We start from the raw sequence: 17,314 nt of genomic DNA, 5'->3' as shown, positions 1-17,314 counted from the left end.
AACGGACCTAACCTTACCCGCCTGGCTGATTGTGAAGTACTACCGACTGCGCTATCAACAGGAGTTTTTAATCCGCGATGCTAAGCAGTTTACGGGTCTCACTGACTGTCAGGCCCGGTCGGTCAACAAGTTGGATTTCCATGTGAACACCGCTTTGTCAGCGGTCAATATCGCCAAAATAGAGCAGGGCGTTGGTCAGCAGCCTTTTTCGATGGCTGATGTAAAGACCCTGTATCACAACAAGTTATTACTGGATCGTTTTTTTTCCATCTTACCGCAAGGCACTGAGCTGACTAAAAACGACCCTCAAGTGCGTCAACTGTATAGTTTCGGCTGTATAGCTGCTTAATTATTGACGAACTATTGATTCTTTACCAACGAAGAAATAACCCGCCGGCAGGACCCCGTACAGTTTCAGGCCGGTTCGCCCAGTTCGCTGATTAAAGATGTGGCGGTGGCCCAGCAAATCAGTGATTTTGTCAAAACGAACTATGGTCTTGATGCCGGTTCTTTCGGGGATTATGCCATCTACTCAAAAAGCACGAAGTTCTTCAACCGGCTCGACTGGAACATCAACGATAAAAACCAGCTGACGATTCGGAACAATACAGTTTTCTCGGAAGCCACCAACCTGGAGCGTGATGCCGCCAATTTCCGTTTTGGCAGTATTGACTTCAAACAATCCAACAACCAAAGCAGCACAGTAGCCGAATTGAAAAGTCAGTTTGGGGGCCGGGCATCCAACAGTTTGATTGTTGGATACTCCAGCGTACATGATTTCCGGAACACGTTAGCGAATGTCAGAACATTTCCACAGGTGGAGATTGCCTACAACGGGGGTACAATTTTTCTGGGTAACGACCGGGAGGCCTCGGTGTTCAACCTGAAGCAGAAAACGTTTGAAGTAACGGATAACTTCACGTTCTACGCGGGCAAGAACACCTTCACGCTGGGTACGCACAACGAGTTCTATACCATAGACTACGGGTTTGTCAACTCGCCAAACGGCCGGATTTCGTACCGGTCGCCCGCCGAGTTTTTGGCCAAACTACCAAACCGGGTTCGCGGCAACTACCCCTTCGCCGATGCGACGGATAATCTCGATACACAGTTCAATAATCCGTACGCTCATTTCAAGGTCAACCTGATGAGTCTCTATCTTCAGGACGATATTCAGTTAACCGACCGCATCAAACTCTCGCCGGGTGTCCGTCTGGATTATTCCGGTCTGCCTACCAGGCCGACGCTTAGTCCGCAAACAACCGGTTCGGCAGGCGACCCGAATTATGGCAGTACGTACACCTACCCCCCCCTGAACAAGATCACCAATTCGTACCTGAACAGCGTTCAAATTTCGCCCCGTTTAGGGTTCAATATTGATGTTAAAGGCGATAAGAGTCTGGTGATTCGGGGAGGAACGGGCTTATTTACGGGTCGGATTCCATTTGCGTGGTTAGGCTATGCGTTCTACAACAATGGCGTAGGTTACGGCGCGTATGACTTCAACAACAACGCCACGGCTACGACCAAACTGGTTGACGATCCGCTGATTCCGAACGGTGGTCTGCTCATCAATAACAATCCGGCCAACGGGGGCGTAACCCGTACCCAGGTCGACCTGGTTGATAATAATTTCAAGATGCCGCAGATGTTCCGTAACAATCTGGCCATCGACTACACGGTGGGCGGCTACAAACTGACGGTTGAGGGATTGTACACCAAAGTGATTCAGGATTTGAAATTCCAGCAGGTGAATACGAAAGATGTGGTTCGCTACTATAGTTACGACACGCAGCAGCAACAACCCATTTACGTGTCGAGCACCGGAACCGCCGGAGCCCAGCGCATCGACAACAACTTTGCCAACGCCTATATGCTCTCGAACACCAACAAAGGCTACCGATATAGCCTGACCGCCCAGATTCAGCGTAATTTCCCGGCTGGCTTTGGTTTCTCGACCGCCTACACCTACGGAAAGTCGTTCGACATTATGAACGGCATTCGGAACTCCATGGAATCAAACTGGCAGTTAAACCAGTCGCTAACGCCTAACGACCCACAGTTGGGCTACTCCAACTTCGACATTCGCCACCGCATCGTGGGCACGGTCAACTACCGACAAGTGTGGAGTACGAGCAACGCCACGACCGTTACGCTGTTCTACTCGCTGCAATCCGGGTCGCCCTTCTCCTGGGGTTATGTGAACACAACGGTGGATGGGTCGGCACAGGCGAATAGTCTGGCCTACATTCCCCGCGACCTGACCGAAGCGCAGAAGTTACTGCCTACGGGCACACAGGCCGCTGAGTTCATGGCATTCGTTGATTCCGATTCGTACCTGAAAACCCGCAAAGGAACGTTCACGGAACGTAACGCCGGTCGCACGCCCTGGAACAATACGATGGACCTGCGTTTTTTGCACGAGATCAAGATGAACGGTCGTCACTCGCTTCAGTTCAGTTACGACATTATCAACTTCCTGAACCTGCTGGACAAGAAGTTAGGCTATTACTACTTCTCGCCCAACACGTTCAACTCAACGGCATCCGTCGGACTGGCCCGCGCTACGAACCCCGCTACCGGCGATCCAACGTTTACCTGGAGTGCGCCAGCAGCACCCTACTCGATTGACCCACTGGGTTCGCGCTGGCAGATGCAACTCGGTGCCCGGTACTCGTTTTAACCAACATTACCTTCCTCAACTAAAAACCCCGTCTGACTACCTGGCCAGACGGGGTTTTTAGTTGAGAATTGACGGTAGTAGATTACTCAACTACCCCATTTTTCCGACTCAGTTGATCGTCTTCCCAAAAGCCATTGACCAGGCGATACCTAATCTCGTTCCCTTTCTTCAGCAGGAACGTAGGCACCTGCCCCAGCGATACGGGTTGGGCCGGAAGTTTACCACGGTAAAGCAAATGGATGGGCTGCTCCGGGAATTTATCTTTCGGGGCTTTTACCACTTTAAATGCTGTCACACCATCCCGTCGCAGTGTTGCTATATCCAGTTTTTCCAGCTCAGCATCTGACTCGAGCGTAGATTCGTACACACCGACCGGTGTCAGCGTAAGCCCCGTTGCGTCAATTTCCTGTAGGCCATAAAACGTGGAGAGATCGCCAATGTCTTCAATACTACTCTTGTAGGAAAATGACGTGGCCCCTTTGTTGTTTACTTCGTTATGATTGATACCAATATCGACCACTACGGGTTTACCCTTTTGCACCGTCGTTACGTTGCGAATCAACACATCAAACAGGGCACGGTTATTTTCGGGAATAGCCTGATACTGGGCAATTACCTGTCCGGCTGTATTTTCCTGCGCATAGGAACTGTCGGCAATCGCTTTCAGGGCCGTTAGTATAGCCACGAAATTCAATTTTCGGATTGCCATTTTCTCCGGGTCGCCCAAAAATCCGCCGGATTCAATCAGTACCAGCGTTGTTCCCCATTTCTGAATATTGTCGCCAAAGGCGCGGGGTTCAAATTCATCATCATAGCGAGCTACCTGCCCCGGTATAAACTGCTGAAGTACCTGGTTCATGCCTACAATTAACTGCATAGACCGCTGCCGGACATCGTTGATATTACGGTCCCGGTCATAGGCTGTTGCCAGAAAGGACACCACCGCCTGTTTGCCCGTTTTGCCCACACTATAACGTGGGTTCTGGTCGTGGAGGTTAAAGCCGACGAGCGGTTTCAAGCTTTGCTGAAGCCGTTTGAGCAGTCGTCCTTCGGGTGTTTGCAGCCGCAGGGCATCCCGGTTCATGTCGATATCGGAGACGGTACGGCGTTGCCAGCGCTCGGCTCCATCCGGATTGAGCATAGGCACAAAATAAAGCGAGGTGTTAGTCAGGATTGTCTGCCGAAGGCTATCGAACCCATCGTTTTCGGCCCGGAGGAAATTAAAAATATCGAAAAGAGCCATCGTTGCCGTGGCTTCATCGCCGTGCATCTGACTCCAGAGCAGCACCTTTGCCGGTCCCGTTCCCGCCTGTACCTGATAGATAGCCCGATTTTCCATGGACTCCCCCACCTGACTCACCGAAAGGGGACCACTGAGCGAATCCAGCAAGGGCACTATGGCTGAATGCTTGAACCGGCGGTGCATGAATGTTTTCTCTTTATACGTTTCATGGGCGTCGTACAACCGACGCGAGATATCCTGGGCCTGCGAAAATGTTGACATCATTAAAAATAAAAGTAACAAAGCCTGTCGTTCATTAACCGGCCTGGTTTTAATCAACCAATAAAAAAATGGGTTTGTCATAGCCGTGTCAACTGGTGTACTCCATGTTACGAGATTATAGTTTTCCGCCAATAAATAACCCTGTTGCAGAAGCGATCAGGCATATTGCTACGTTAAGGCCGATATTGAGTACAGCCGCCCCTAACCGCCCCTGTTGTAACAGAACCACGGTATCGAAACTAAAACTGGAAAATGTACTGAGGCCTCCACAAAAACCGACACCAATGAGCAGCCGAATCGACTCGTCGGCCGACCGGTGCATTAACCACCCCACCAGAGCACCCAGCATAAAACTGGCTACTACATTGACAAACAGAATCGCATTCGGGAAAGGTGAGCCGTTGAACGTAGCGGGAATTAAACGCCCCGTCAGATAACGAAGTAAACTCCCCGCTCCTCCCCCCAGAAACACCAGTACATACGGCTGCGTTAGCAAGAGTCTCATGTGGGCAAACATACAAAAAACACGGACGCAAACCTTCCAGACAGGATGCCCATACGGATGCAGTTCTCTTTTTCACGCAAAAGAATCGAACAATTCCAACAAACTTTTGCTTAAGAACAGGGGTAGTTAACCGGCAAGGCAGGCGTTGGTTTTATGTAGAGAGGAATTGACAGGTATAACTAAATTATTCCAGGAATCTCACCAAACACCAGCCCTACATCTTGCTAATAGCCAACACATTAATAGCAAAAGTCACTCACCTTACATCCGGTATATACTTTAACGGACTTGTAGAAGCGACCAGAAATCTTAATTTTGTTACGCTGAATTCATCAACTAGTTATCTGCTCAGCCCACTTGTTCCGCTGAGTTTTCACCTGTAAAAAAAAGCATCCCGAAAACATGGTACAGCCTGCTGTAAATGAACCTATTTTAGAAGAAGACAAAGGCCGCTTTGTGCTATTTCCCATCAAACACTGGGACATTTGGGAATATTATAAGACCCACGAAGCCTCGTTCTGGACTGCCGAAGAGATTGACCTCGGCCAGGACATGAAAGACTGGAATAATCTTGGTGATGGCGAACGTCACTTTATTTCGCACGTACTGGCCTTTTTCGCGGCATCAGACGGGATTGTGAATGAAAACCTGGCCGTTAACTTTCTGTCGGAAGTACAGTATGCAGAGGCTAAGTGCTTCTATGGTTTTCAGGTCATGATGGAAAACATCCACTCCGAAACCTACTCGCTGCTGATTGATACGTACATTAAAGACCCCGTTGAAAAAGACCGGTTACTGAACGCTATTGATACGATTCCGTGCGTTCAGAAAAAAGCCGAATGGGCCTTGCGCTGGATTGACAACGGTAGCTTTGCCGAGCGGCTCATTGCTTTTGCGGTAGTTGAGGGCATTTTCTTTTCGGGTTCATTCTGTTCCATTTACTGGCTCAAAAAGCGCGGTCTGATGCCGGGCCTGTCATTCTCCAACGAGCTTATCTCGCGCGATGAGGGTCTACACCGCGATTTTGCCTGTATGCTCTACACAGACCATATTCAGAATAAACTGCCCGAATCGCAGATTTACGACATCATTCGCAATGCAGTTGACATCGAACAGGAGTTCGTAGCCGACGCGCTGCCGGTATCACTCATTGGTATGAATGCAGAGTTGATGAAGCGGTACATTGAGTTTGTGGCCGACCACCTGCTCACGACACTGAACCTGAAGAAAATTTACAACGTCAGCAACCCCTTCGATTTCATGGATATGATTTCCCTGCAGGGCAAGACGAACTTCTTTGAGAAGCGCGTAGGTGAATACCAGCGGGGTGAAGTAATGTCTAAATTCAAAGCCATGAAAGCAGCCGCGTTGACCCCACAAGATGCGGATAGTGAGATGACTGCTGTAGCCGCCGAAGAGCCAAAAGGCATTACGTTCGACGCTGATTTTTGATTAAACTAACTCCTCTCACACGTCTCCAGTCATCATTAGGCTGGAGACGTTTTTGTTATTGAAAAAGTGATTTCACTGTTGACTCTACTAGCTGATAATACACAAAACCAAGTTATATAGTGAACTATACCTTATCAAATCATGTAAAAGAACGAGCTAAAGAGCGTGGTATTTCTTCTAAAACTATTGATCAGGTAATTATTTCTCCAGATCAAATCATCGAGGAAGAAGAAACTGGACAAAAGATTTATCAATCTATCATCGCTTTCCCGGAAAATAAGACGTACTTAGTTCGCGTTTTCGTTAATAACAACAAAGAACCAAGTATTATCAAATCGGTCTATAGAACATCGAAGATAGATAAGTATTATGAAGGTGAAATATGATCGTGAAGTAGATATATTGTACATCAAAATCAATGATTCTCCAATTGACGAGAGCGATGAAGATCGTCCGGGCATGGTGATTGATTATGACATTGACGGCCTCATCGTTGGTATCGAAATTATGAATGCATCGAAACGTATGGCACAACCTACCACTATCGAATTAGAAATTGCCTGATGTGTAATCAGGTTTTTGATACTATTTATCAGCAAAGTCCCGGTCAATGACCGGGACTTTGCTATTTTCGCCTTTTCGTATCAACCTTATACACCCATCATAAACTGCTTGTATGAACCGTTTAGACGTAATCCAGGCCCTGATGACTCAGAAAGGGCTTAAAAATTATTTAGAAATTGGCGTTGAAAACGGACATATCTTCTTCCGCATCAAGAGCCGTTTCAAGGTGGCCGTTGATCCGAAATTCATTTTCGACGCCAGTCGTCGTTTTGGGAAAGCCCTTCTTAATCCCTACAACCTGACTAATCAGTATTTTGAGAAGACCAGCGATGATTTTTTTGCCCAGGATGCCAAACAGGTTTTCGCCGGCAAAAAACTTCAGTTAGCCCTCATCGACGGAATGCACGAATACCAATTTGCCCTGCGCGACGTAGAAAATACACTCCGGTACATGGATGATGACGGTGTCATTATCATGCACGACTGTAATCCGCAAACGCCGGGTGCTGCCGGACGCTTTGAGGACTGGGAAACTGGCGAGTGGAATGGCGATGTATGGCGGACCATCATTCACCTGAGAAGCCAGCGCCCCGACCTAAACGTGTTTGTGCTCGACTGCGACCAGGGGCTTGGCGTCGTTACCCGCAAAAAAGAAACCATTCCGGCAGCGTTACCCGATGAAGCAGTGGCTTTAACGCCGGAGCAAATTCAAAACCTTACCTATGACGATTTGAAGGCCAACCGTCATGCGTGGCTAAATCTCAGGAACGAGACTTACCTCTATGACTATTTTGGGCTAAGACCCTGATTCGCTTTCAGTTGCTATTGCCCAATAACCTTGATGGCGGCTCCGCGTGCAATTCGGTCATCAGCTTTTTGGCCATTCAACACACCCAGTTCTTCCAGGCGGCTGGCAGGCATACCCAACGCTGTCATTACCTCGCGAAATGTCCCATCCCGGGGCACCGTTTTTATGAATATCCGCTCTGGCTTACGGTTTATCTTAGCGGGATCGGTAAGGGCGCGGAAGTTACCGGCAACCTGCTTAAACGTATTGAAGGAGCTGTTGAAATCAGCGGCACTCGACAAACCGTGTAACGCGTAGATGGCGTTATTGTATTGGATAAGCCATGTGCCAATCTGTAGCGTCGTTTTGAGGTCCTGCTGCTGTTGTTGTTGCTGAGGTTGTCCCTGTTGCTGTTGTTGCTGCTGCTGTGAGATGATCACGTAGGCAGGATTACCATTGATCGTAGTTTTGGTGTTTTCCAGCACGTTCAAACTTAGTTCTTTCACCATGTTTTGAGCCGCTTCGTCCAGCGAATTACCTTTTGCCAGGAGCAAAATCATGGCTGATTTCCCGTCCTTACCAGCCATCTGAAACTGGCTCGGCGAATTCTGGGTTTGCCAGCCATTGGGTACCGGGAACTGAAATTTCAGTTCGGGGTGGTAGAACTGACCATTTTCTACATACCCCTGTTTTGGGTCTTCGCCGTACAGAATACCGTCAATCATCCGCAGGTACTGGTCCCGGTTTACCTGATACGAAGCTGGATGCTGGGCCTGGTACTCTTTGGCCAACTGATGCACGCGGGTATAGCGGTTGCCGGGGTCTGGGTGGGTTGACATAAACTGCGGAACGGCATTCCCGGAGTTATCAGAAAGTCGCTTCAACGTTCCAAAGAAGTCAGCCATCTGATTGGCGTCATAACCAATTTTACTGGAGTACTCAACACCCAGCCCGTCGGATTCTGATTCGTGGTCGCGGCTATATTTGAGCGATAAGAGCCCTAACCCCTGCTGTAGCGCTTCAATGTTTTGTCCCACTACGTTGGGTGCCAGCACGGCTCCTCCAATGAGTGCCAGCGTGCTCAACAACTGGCTTTTTTGTGAGCGGGCAGCGTGTTTGGCCGTGATATGCCCAATTTCGTGCCCCAGCACGCCGGCAAACTCAGCCTCGTTGTTAAAATGCGCCATGATACCCCTCGTAAAATATACGTAGCCACCGGGAACGGCAAAGGCATTGACAACGGGGGAGTCGACAATATAAAACTGATAAGGTAGGTCAGGACGGTGAGAAATCTTCGCCATAGCCTTGCCTTTTTCATTGATAAAGCTGGTCAGTTTTTTGTCGTCATACAAACCCATCGTTGCCACAACGGATGGATGAGATTCTTTCCCAATGGCAATTTCCTGTTCCGTCGACATCAGGCTAATTTCCCGTTTTCCGGTAACGGGATTACGGGCGCAGGCCGACAGACCAACAATAGTGACACCCAAAATCAGGTGGGGGAGTATTTTTTTTGCGTTCATAAACGAGAGATATTTTTTCCAGTTATCAATAAAACAGGAAAGTATATAAACAGTTTAATTTTTGATTGTCTGCCTATACCGTAAACTCTCGTGCATGGGACTTCCCCGCCCAATAAACCAGGCCAATCGACCATACATAGCATCTCGCCGGAACTTGCGTCCGAGTTTGATAAAGTAGTAGGCCCTAAACAGGGCACAGGCAAGCCAGGAATGGTATTTCCGGAAGTAGAAAAACAGCGAAATGTAATATTCCTTCGCTACATCGAAGTTCTTGACGGTGCTTTGACCCGTGAAATGAATGTACTCGGCCTGGGGCACCAGGTACGTGTAGCAACCAGCATTCAGTAATCGTTTCGCTAAATCCTCTTCTTCAACGTACAAAAAATGAGCGATGTCGAAACCCCCGATTTCATTGAAAGCCGATACCCGAACAAACAATGTACTGCCCATCACAAATGGCACCCGAATCGGTTCATTATATACCTGCCGGGTAGCGGGGTAGATGTCAGGGTTAAGCAGCCGGACAAATCCATGCCCGAGTAGTTTACTACCGAGCGTTGGTAGATAGCCAAACGTTATCTGGCGCGACCCATCGCCCGCAAACATCTGAGCACCACACAAACCCGCATCGGGTGTGGCCTCCATGAAAGCGGTCAACTGGCTGCATACGTCGGTTCGCAACAGGCAATCGTTATTCAGAAAATAGTAGTAGTCGGAAGAAGAATCGGCGAATTGCACGCCCAGCATGTTCCCGCCCGAGAATCCAAGATTTATCCGGCTCCGAATAAGCTGCACGTTAGGTTGGTTACCGATGGGCTTCAGGGCTTCATACTCCTCAATAGTCGAGTTGTTATCAACGATTATTATTTCATATCGGACAGACTCCGTTCGTTCAACGATGGACGCAACGCAGTCGAACGTGAAGCGATGGGAGTTGTAGTTCAGTAAGATAATAGAGACTTTTCGCAGATTCATAGGCGCAAAGAACCGTGAATTTGTGACATGGTGGGCCAGTTTTGCCAATGTTAACGCGAAGAACTATTCCTTTTATGCTACGACTCGTCGTTTCCCATTACCGAAAAAATCAGATCGAACTCGTAGCCTTTACTCAGCGCATAACGAACCAGTTTTTGCTTAATTACCAGCGGATTATCGTCCCGAAGGGTTTGGCGTTTTTTATCGAGCAGGCTGATGAGCGTGTCCCGGTAATCTGTAGGGGCAATTTCCTTCATGGCCGCATCGAGATTATAGCCCGATATACCACGCTGTTTTAAGTGTTGCGTTATTTTGCGTTTCCCCCAGCCCTTTATCCGAAATTTCCCACCGGCAAACGACTTTGCGAATCGCTCTTCATTAAGGTAGTTTTGCTGAATCAGTTCAGCAATTACGGCTTCGGCATCGTCGCCAAAAACGCTCCACTCTTTCAGCCGATCGCGCACTTCCTGCTGGGTTCGCTCCTGGTAGGCACAAAACATAGCCGCTTTCTGGAGGGCTTCTTTTACTTCATCGGTCATGATATTGACATAACAAAAGTGCCGGTGTAAAGACTCGTGAGGGCCACTCTTTTTATGTTAGTTACCCGGTGTTCTTTTCTGCGGCTGGTGCTGCATCAATTTATTGATCAATGTTTCTACCTCGGCGATGGGCCTTCTAACAACCAGATACGAATGGCCTTTCCCGGCACTATTCCACCCGTTGGAGCCATCCACGTTCATAACGAGTCGTCCCGTTTTGACCGTATAATAAGGCGCATATCCCTGTACGCCTACCAAAACAGCGGTTTGGTCCCAACTCATACGACCATCTTTATCTTCCTTCGACTTGGGTATTGAAATCGAGAATACATCTTTTACCGGGCTATGCTGAATCGCTTTGTTCCGGGTGAGTGGCAACCCGGAGTGGATTTTCTCCCCTATCTCAAAGCCGCTCATCAGAATCTGTGTGGGCCAGTTAGTAAACACTTTTTTTGACGAAGGCGTATCTCTAAACACATTGTATTCCCGCCCACCCGGAAACTTGCCGGCCATACTCACCAGATGCCTGACTTTTAGACTCACCAGTTCTTTGCCACCCAGCGTCGAGTACTTATCCGGTTTGGAGTCCAGCAAGTTGGCCAGGTTCGTCAGAAAACCCACGGTAATAATGGTGACACTATGGTCGGGTTGTTTGGTCAGAATCTGCCGATAAAGCGCAACGGCCTCCGGCACATCGTTGTTCGAGAGAATACGATGTGGATAGCGCGCCGTGATGGTGTCTGACCAGTGCTGCGTGTCTTTATCTCCTATGGCATTTCCTTTTGGTACGCCAATGGGTATGTTCGGGCGGTTGAAATAGGTATTCAGCACGCTCAGCACCTGCGTCACTTTGGGGTAGTTAGTGCTGGCAATCGTTGCCAGAATGGTAGCCTGACCGTCATCGGCAAATGCGTGTAGCATCGCAATAGCACCCACATCATCGTAGTCGGGTCCCATATCAGTATCAAAAATGACGGGAACGGCCGGTTGCTTCGGGGCCGACTGTCCCACTACGAAACCGTTTATCAGTAGTACGAGTACACTGATTGAAAGGAAGGCTTTTCGGATCATTGGACTAAATGAAATTTACAGAACGTATTGTACAACACGAATTACGAACTGTTTTGGCAGGAATTATCATTTATCCTGCATAAATTGTAAAATTATGATAGCACTAAAAAAATTATCCATTCCACCCGATACACAGCTCCGAAACCTGGGCTGGGACTGGATGTTGGGGGAAGATACCTTACCGTATCTGGCAAATGAAGTAGTGCTGGTACCGTCAGCCAAGGCGGATGCGTATTACGAAGCAGCCAACGAGCTATTCGACATGTTCGTAGCCGCCGGGCAACACGTTATCGATCAGAATCGCTTTGCGGAACTGGGTATCCCCGATAACCTTATCGAGTTGATCAAACTATCCTGGGACGATGACCGGCATATTCATCTGTACGGCCGCTTCGACCTGGCCGATGTAGAATATACTCCGACGGATTCCCAAATCAAACTCATCGAGTTCAACGCAGACACCGCAACCTGTTTGCCCGAAACAGCCGTGGTGCAGTATGCCCACCTGCTGGCAAACGGCCTGGACGAGAGCCACCAGTTCAATGCTGTTTTTGAGACCCTTACCAGTCAATTCGAAGAAATTCTCGCGCACAATCCGGATTTACAGCCAACCCTGCTCTTATCAGCCATACGCGATAATCCAGAGGATGATGCCAATGTTGCTTTACTGGGAGAAGCCGCCCGGGAAGCGGGGTTTGATATTGAGTTCGACTTTGTCGATAACGTCGAATTTTCTGCTGACGAAGGCATTTTCTGGCAAAATCCGAAGAGTGGCCAGTTTGAGAAACTGGATTTCTGGTTTAAACTGATTCCCTGGGAGTCTATCGCCGAAGACGAACCCGAATTGCTTGACATACTCACTGAAATTGTTAGAAAACGGCTGGCTGTGGTATTAAATCCAGCTTATACCTTGTTGTTTCAGTCGAAGTATCTGTTAAAAATCCTTTGGGAGTTATACCCCAATCATCCGCTGCTACTGGAAACGGATACTAAACCGTTGCCCGGCAAACAGTGTGTGGAGAAGGTTCTGTTTGGTCGGGAAGGGGCTAACATTCGCCTGATAAACGCCGACGGCACTCAGCTTCAGGAAAGTGATGGAGAGTATACTGCTTATCCAAAAGTTTACCAGCAGTACGTTAACTTCCCGAAGGATTCATTGGGAAATAGCTATCAGGCGGGCGTTTTTTACGCGGGCGAAGCCTGTGGGCTTGGCTTTCGGCGCGGTGGTCTCATTCTGGACAATAGTGCCGGATTTGTAGGACACGTTATTGATGCATAGTAATATACAACCAATTGATTGTTTTAGGGTACACTACCTTATCGTGTTCACGCTTCCTGTACCCTCTCTTTCCTGCTTTATATGGCAAATTTATTCCTTTACCTACAGGCCATTGTTTACATAGCGGCAGGGTTGAACCACTTCGTCAGTCCCAAAACATATTTAGCCATTATGCCGCCTTACATTCCGGCTCATGAGCAGATGGTCCTATTGAGTGGTGTTGCCGAGGTAGTACTCGGTGTTGGATTGTTATTTTCGTCTACCCGGTCGTTAGCAGCCTGGGGCCTTGTCCTGTTACTGATTGCGGTATTTCCGGCTAACGTTTATATGGTTACGTCAAACCGGTTTCGCAGGTTTCCGGCCTGGCTTCGGTGGGCACGCCTGCCATTACAGGGTGTTTTGATATGGTGGGCCTATCGATATACCTAATCAGCAACTCCCTTTTGTATAGCACAGTAGCACATATAAGCCTGTAAAGCTCATGTTTATGCATAAACAAGTTTTAGACATTAGTCTATATAGTACAAGCATTTTATCTATTTTCATTACTCAATGTATACCGTTAGATAGCTTTAGAGCCGTTTAAGTGATTTTATATCTACGTTAAATTACTTTTATCGTTTTATATGCTTTATATGAATTATTCGTTAAATATAAAGTTGTAAGAAGAATTTTATATTCTTCTCGTACGTCGTTATCATTATTTTCCCCTATAAATTAATCGACCAATACATAGTTCACTAAGGTGACTTTCAGAATTAGTTATAGTCAAACTAAGTAACAAAACATGAATTTGCAATGACCCTAATTATGGAAAAGGATGAGAAGATTCGACGCAACCGTGCCAAAACCACCCAGCGAATTGTTGAAGCATTGGAAGAAGTGATTGCAGAGCGTGGTCTGGAAGGCGTTGGTGTAAACCGGGTGGCGGAGAAAGCTAGCGTTAGCAAGGTACTAATTTACCGCTACTTTGGTGGTATGGAAGGATTGCTGGAATACTACGTAAAAATGGGAAAACTATTTCCAATTTTTACCCCTGCTTTACTGGACCAAATTCGTCCTTTACATGAATCGGATATTGCACGTATCTGGTATCGTCAGGTTATCCAGACATATCGCCATTTTCGTACTTATAAAGCAGCTCGTGAAGTACTGAAAGCAAGTGTTATTGAAAATGACTCTATTGCTGAAACAACCGCGCGTGCTCAGGATGAAGAAATGACCCGGCTCGTTAGCCAGCTTTCCTTCGTGAAAGGAGCTGATACGGAAGCTATCTCAGCAGTTATTCTCGGAGCGATGAACTACCTGACCATTATGGCCCAGAATGACCGGACCATGATTAGTATCGATCTTCGTAGCGAGGAAGGCTGGGAGCGAATCGAAAATGCCGTAAAAACGATCTACATCGCTTTGAATAGAATGGCCATCGGGTCAAAAGAGGTTAATCTGGAAATACAGTCGGCTTATATGCCAGCCGCACAATGGTAATAATCGACGTTAGCGGCTCAATATACCTGGCCGCTAACGTCGATCATTGATGCATTCCCGCTCCTGCGTTTATTTTACCTCAAACGTTTTCATCTGAGGCCCCACTCCTTTAATGGTCAACGACTTCCACTTCCCCGGAAGTTTTGTTTTTAATTGGGTTATCCCATTATCGTTGATTTCGATTCCTCCAAATCCATTCAGTACGGCCTGTAGCATACCGCCCGCTCCGGTAGCAAAATAGGGGTTTGTTCCACCCGCTGTTTCTGCCAGAACACCAAAAGGAGGTACTTCATTGGGCTTATAGCTCTTTTCAAACCATTGGTATGCTTTTTCTGGCTCACCCAGGCGAGCATGTAGCGTAGCCAGTACAGACCAGCCCATTGCCGGACCTTCGGGTGAATAACGAGGCTCATAATACGCCAAATCCTTCTTTATGGCCGCTTCCTGATTTACGATGGTTAGCGGGTAAGCGAGCAGATTTGCGTCGGCCTGCTTGATTTGTACGCCATCATACGTCCTATTTTCTTTCGTTACACCATCCGGAAATTTGAGTATGGGGATATTATCAGCAACGAGCTTCCAGTCGGGGTTAGGGGTGATGCCCAGTTCCTGAGCGGCCTGAATGGCATATTGCAACGACGTTTTCGCCATACCGTTCGTAAACGCGTTGTCGTCGATATTTTCCTGCCATTCATTGGCCCCGATAACATTGTTGATGTGATAGTTGCCGGCTCCTTCCCGCTCCACCCGGCTGGTCCAGAAGTCAGCTACTTCTTTTAACAGTGGATATCCCCGCGTCTGTAGCCAGTCCTTATCTTTCGTAACCTGATAATACTTCCAGAATGACCAGCCCACACAACCGGTTATGTGTTGCTGGAACGGACCAGTCAATGCCCAGACGGGCGTTGCTTCCTGCCCATCGGCATCCGACTCCCACGGAAACATAACCCCTGCATAGCCGTGACTGAATGCATTCTGTTTTGCCATTTTCATCCGCTCGAAACGATACTCCAGCATGGACCGGGCAATTTCGGGTTTCAGTGTCAAAATAGGCGGGTACATCCAGAGTTCTGTATCCCAAAATACGTGGCCATTATACCCTAATCCCGACAATCCCATCGGGGATAAACTGTACCCCGTCCCTTCGCGAACAAAAGAGTACAGGTGATACAATGCCGACCGAACCGCCTTCTGGGCATCGGGGTCGCCTTCAATGACAATATCACTTTTCCAGAGTTTTGCCCATTCTGCATTGTGGCGCATCAGGAGTCGCTCGGTTCGTTCCAGGGCGGCAAAGATGGTCAGGCGTTCTGCTTCGTTTTGGGGGTCGGCAGTGTGCGCGGTAGACGATACGGACCCAACCACACTAAACCGGTATGTTTCGCCTGCTTTCAGCCGCTTTTTAAATTTGGCCAGGTGCATGTTGTAATCCCAGTCTTCATGAATCACATCGGGTTCCTGACCGTGGGGTTCCTCAAAAATAAAACTGTTGGAAGCGGCCACCGTATGCTTACCAGTCGGACTTTTAGCAACGGAAGTCAACAGCCGAATGGTAACGTGAGAACGGTCAATTTCGGAGTAGAAATTCTTCACATCACGTAGCACTTCCGGCGTTTCGATAACACTCATGGGTACTATCTCACAGTCTTTTTTTGCCGTTATTTCTACCATTGATAACTGGGTGAAAGGCAAATGCCGTAAGGCCATCATCGTTTGCCGAACGCTCACCTTATCCGTATAATCGAAGGTAGTGGTGAGGGCAGCCTGCTGCATATCGAGCGTCTGTCGGTAATTACCGATATTCTTCGGACCAATCCGCTGCCCGTCGACCTCAAGGTTCATGTTGGCAAAGTTGAACACTTTAAGGATGTTAGAGACGCGTCCGCGTCCGTAGGTATCGAATGCCCCATTCAGCACCACATCTTTTACTTTCATGGGTTCGGGCGAGGAGACCAGCCCTATCATACCGTTAGCCAAGGTAATACCGTAGTAGTTAGCCGGATTGATATCCTGACCAACGATTTGCCAGTCGGCCTTATTCGATTGTGCCTGGACGGTACACCAGCAACTAAGGCAGGCAACCAACAGAGGAGTTAGTGTTAATTTTCTTTTCATATAGATCATAGGTGAAATAAAGGCTGAAAATAATTCTATTTTTCAGGACAGTTGATGCTTGCGAGCCTATTTTATCATCGGTGCCCACGGTGGGGTCTTGGTCGCCCAACCCGAACGGGTCGTCCCCGTCCGCGGGAATATCCTCCTATCAAGCTCCCGGTATCCGTTCGTAAGAGGCCGAAACGCAGAAATAACCCATAAAATGTTCTGGAACTATCGGTTAGTTCGTTGCTAAAATCGTAATATCCCGTCGTCAGGCCAACACCTACACGGGGTGCAATCTGGGCAACAATACTGTACGTTAGTTCAAGCATAAGGCTTCCCTGTTTATCAAAAACCCGCCCGGCACCAATGGTCATTTCATTGGCAAAAACGCCGTAGTTGGCAACGTCCATCGTAATGCGCCCTTCCAGGAAAAGGGATGTATCGGGCCGGAGTGAGTTTCGCCCGAAAGCAATTCCCAAATCAATTACGTTAAATGATTTGCCCACTTCAATACTCTGCGCAATACGGTCTCTGGGATTGCCGGCACCGGTATAAATCGAAAAGGGAGTTGTTCGAACGTACAGGGGAGCCGCTTTAAAGTTAAATACAGAACGGGTTGAGTCTTCGGCTGAGCGACTTACTGAACGATAGGTTATTAGTCCGATGGCAGGCTGTTTACCTGTCGTATTTTTAAGTGCAGACTGGGCTACAATTTCACTACCAAAAGAAAGTGCCAGACTGATAATCAACGATAGTAATCGTACAGGCAGCATAGTAGTATGGGTTTGGACAATTAAGGGGCCATTTACAAAAAAAGGTCTCTCTTCGGGGAAGAGAGACCTTT

General features: G+C 48.0%; 16 protein-coding genes and 1 pseudogene. 9 read left to right on the top strand and 8 right to left on the bottom strand.

Annotated features, from left to right (window positions below; genetic code table 11):
• Together B157_RS39030 and B157_RS35515 are read left to right on the top strand one after the other, a co-directional pair.
• A pseudogene (locus B157_RS39030) lies at positions 1 to 349 on the top strand (hypothetical protein); the annotation flags it as partial.
• Positions 350 to 454: 105 nt separating this feature from the next.
• Entirely contained in the window at positions 455 to 2,683 is a 2,229-nt protein-coding gene (locus B157_RS35515; protein WP_245565114.1) for an outer membrane beta-barrel protein, read from the top strand.
• Positions 2,684 to 2,765: 82 nt separating this feature from the next.
• Here B157_RS35515 and B157_RS0116895 read toward each other — a convergent pair whose 3' ends face one another.
• Together B157_RS0116895 and crcB are read right to left on the bottom strand one after the other, a co-directional pair.
• Positions 2,766 to 4,187: a M14 family zinc carboxypeptidase gene (locus tag B157_RS0116895; protein ID WP_026308757.1), complete on the bottom strand. Its 1,422-nt coding sequence runs from the start codon at positions 4,185 to 4,187 to the stop codon at positions 2,766 to 2,768.
• A 115-nt stretch (positions 4,188 to 4,302) separates the two neighbouring features.
• Positions 4,303 to 4,692 (bottom strand): fluoride efflux transporter CrcB, encoded by a 390-nt coding sequence (gene crcB / locus B157_RS0116890; protein ID WP_020604490.1) that lies wholly within the window; start codon positions 4,690 to 4,692, stop codon positions 4,303 to 4,305.
• A gap of 402 nt (positions 4,693 to 5,094) precedes the next feature.
• Here crcB and B157_RS0116885 point away from each other — a divergent pair, with 402 nt between their 5' ends.
• The 4 genes from B157_RS0116885 (at position 5,095) to B157_RS0116870 (ending at position 7,516) form a co-directional block, all read left to right on the top strand.
• Positions 5,095 to 6,144, top strand: a complete 1,050-nt coding sequence (locus B157_RS0116885) for a ribonucleotide-diphosphate reductase subunit beta (RefSeq protein WP_020604489.1) — start codon at positions 5,095 to 5,097, stop codon at positions 6,142 to 6,144.
• Positions 6,145 to 6,263: 119 nt separating this feature from the next.
• Complete coding sequence (locus B157_RS0116880; RefSeq protein ID WP_020604488.1) at positions 6,264 to 6,530, top strand: DUF4258 domain-containing protein; 267 nt, start codon at positions 6,264 to 6,266, stop codon at positions 6,528 to 6,530.
• Positions 6,514 to 6,708, top strand: coding sequence for a DUF2283 domain-containing protein (locus tag B157_RS0116875; protein WP_020604487.1), 195 nt, complete (start codon positions 6,514 to 6,516; stop codon positions 6,706 to 6,708). Before B157_RS0116880 ends, B157_RS0116875 begins: the two co-directional genes overlap by 17 nt.
• A 112-nt stretch (positions 6,709 to 6,820) precedes the next feature.
• Positions 6,821 to 7,516 carry a class I SAM-dependent methyltransferase gene (locus B157_RS0116870; RefSeq protein ID WP_020604486.1) on the top strand — a complete coding sequence of 232 codons (696 nt, stop codon included), beginning with the start codon at positions 6,821 to 6,823 and terminating at the stop codon, positions 7,514 to 7,516.
• A gap of 14 nt (positions 7,517 to 7,530) precedes the next feature.
• Here the strand turns inward: B157_RS0116870 and B157_RS0116865 are convergent, their stop codons facing one another.
• The 4 genes from B157_RS0116865 to B157_RS0116850 form a co-directional block, all read right to left on the bottom strand.
• Complete coding sequence (locus B157_RS0116865; protein ID WP_020604485.1) at positions 7,531 to 9,018, bottom strand: M48 family metalloprotease; 1,488 nt, start codon at positions 9,016 to 9,018, stop codon at positions 7,531 to 7,533.
• Between the two features lie 54 nt (positions 9,019 to 9,072).
• Positions 9,073 to 9,993 carry a glycosyltransferase family 2 protein gene (locus tag B157_RS0116860; protein ID WP_020604484.1) on the bottom strand — a complete coding sequence of 307 codons (921 nt, stop codon included), beginning with the start codon at positions 9,991 to 9,993 and terminating at the stop codon, positions 9,073 to 9,075.
• 77 nt (positions 9,994 to 10,070) lie between these two features.
• Entirely contained in the window at positions 10,071 to 10,532 is a 462-nt protein-coding gene (locus B157_RS0116855) for a regulatory protein RecX (RefSeq protein WP_020604483.1), read from the bottom strand.
• A gap of 57 nt (positions 10,533 to 10,589) precedes the next feature.
• Complete coding sequence (locus B157_RS0116850) at positions 10,590 to 11,603, bottom strand: nucleoside hydrolase (RefSeq protein WP_020604482.1); 1,014 nt, start codon at positions 11,601 to 11,603, stop codon at positions 10,590 to 10,592.
• Positions 11,604 to 11,697: 94 nt separating this feature from the next.
• Between B157_RS0116850 and B157_RS0116845 the strand changes: the two genes are divergently transcribed.
• The 3 genes from B157_RS0116845 to B157_RS0116835 all read left to right on the top strand — a co-directional run bounded on the left by B157_RS0116845 (position 11,698) and on the right by B157_RS0116835 (position 14,370).
• Positions 11,698 to 12,882: a glutathionylspermidine synthase family protein gene (locus tag B157_RS0116845; protein WP_020604481.1), complete on the top strand. Its 1,185-nt coding sequence runs from the start codon at positions 11,698 to 11,700 to the stop codon at positions 12,880 to 12,882.
• Between the two features lie 81 nt (positions 12,883 to 12,963).
• Positions 12,964 to 13,311, top strand: coding sequence for a DoxX family protein (locus B157_RS0116840; RefSeq protein WP_020604480.1), 348 nt, complete (start codon positions 12,964 to 12,966; stop codon positions 13,309 to 13,311).
• Between the two features lie 369 nt (positions 13,312 to 13,680).
• Positions 13,681 to 14,370: a TetR/AcrR family transcriptional regulator gene (locus B157_RS0116835; RefSeq protein WP_020604479.1), complete on the top strand. Its 690-nt coding sequence runs from the start codon at positions 13,681 to 13,683 to the stop codon at positions 14,368 to 14,370.
• A 69-nt stretch (positions 14,371 to 14,439) separates the two neighbouring features.
• On the opposite strand, the gene B157_RS0116830 is transcribed toward B157_RS0116835, so the two are convergent.
• Together B157_RS0116830 and B157_RS0116825 are read right to left on the bottom strand one after the other, a co-directional pair.
• The gene (locus B157_RS0116830) at positions 14,440 to 16,494 is read right to left on the bottom strand and encodes a kojibiose hydrolase (protein ID WP_020604478.1); all 2,055 of its coding nucleotides are present in this window, start codon (positions 16,492 to 16,494) and stop codon (positions 14,440 to 14,442) included.
• Positions 16,495 to 16,559: 65 nt separating this feature from the next.
• Positions 16,560 to 17,243 (bottom strand): hypothetical protein, encoded by a 684-nt coding sequence (locus B157_RS0116825; RefSeq protein WP_020604477.1) that lies wholly within the window; start codon positions 17,241 to 17,243, stop codon positions 16,560 to 16,562.
• Between the last annotated feature and the right edge of the window lie 71 nt (positions 17,244 to 17,314).

Origin of the sequence: Spirosoma spitsbergense DSM 19989, assembly GCF_000374085.1 — a bacterium.
GTDB lineage: Bacteria > Bacteroidota > Bacteroidia > Cytophagales > Spirosomataceae > Spirosoma > Spirosoma spitsbergense.
This window is presented reverse-complemented; position numbering and strand designations above follow the sequence as displayed.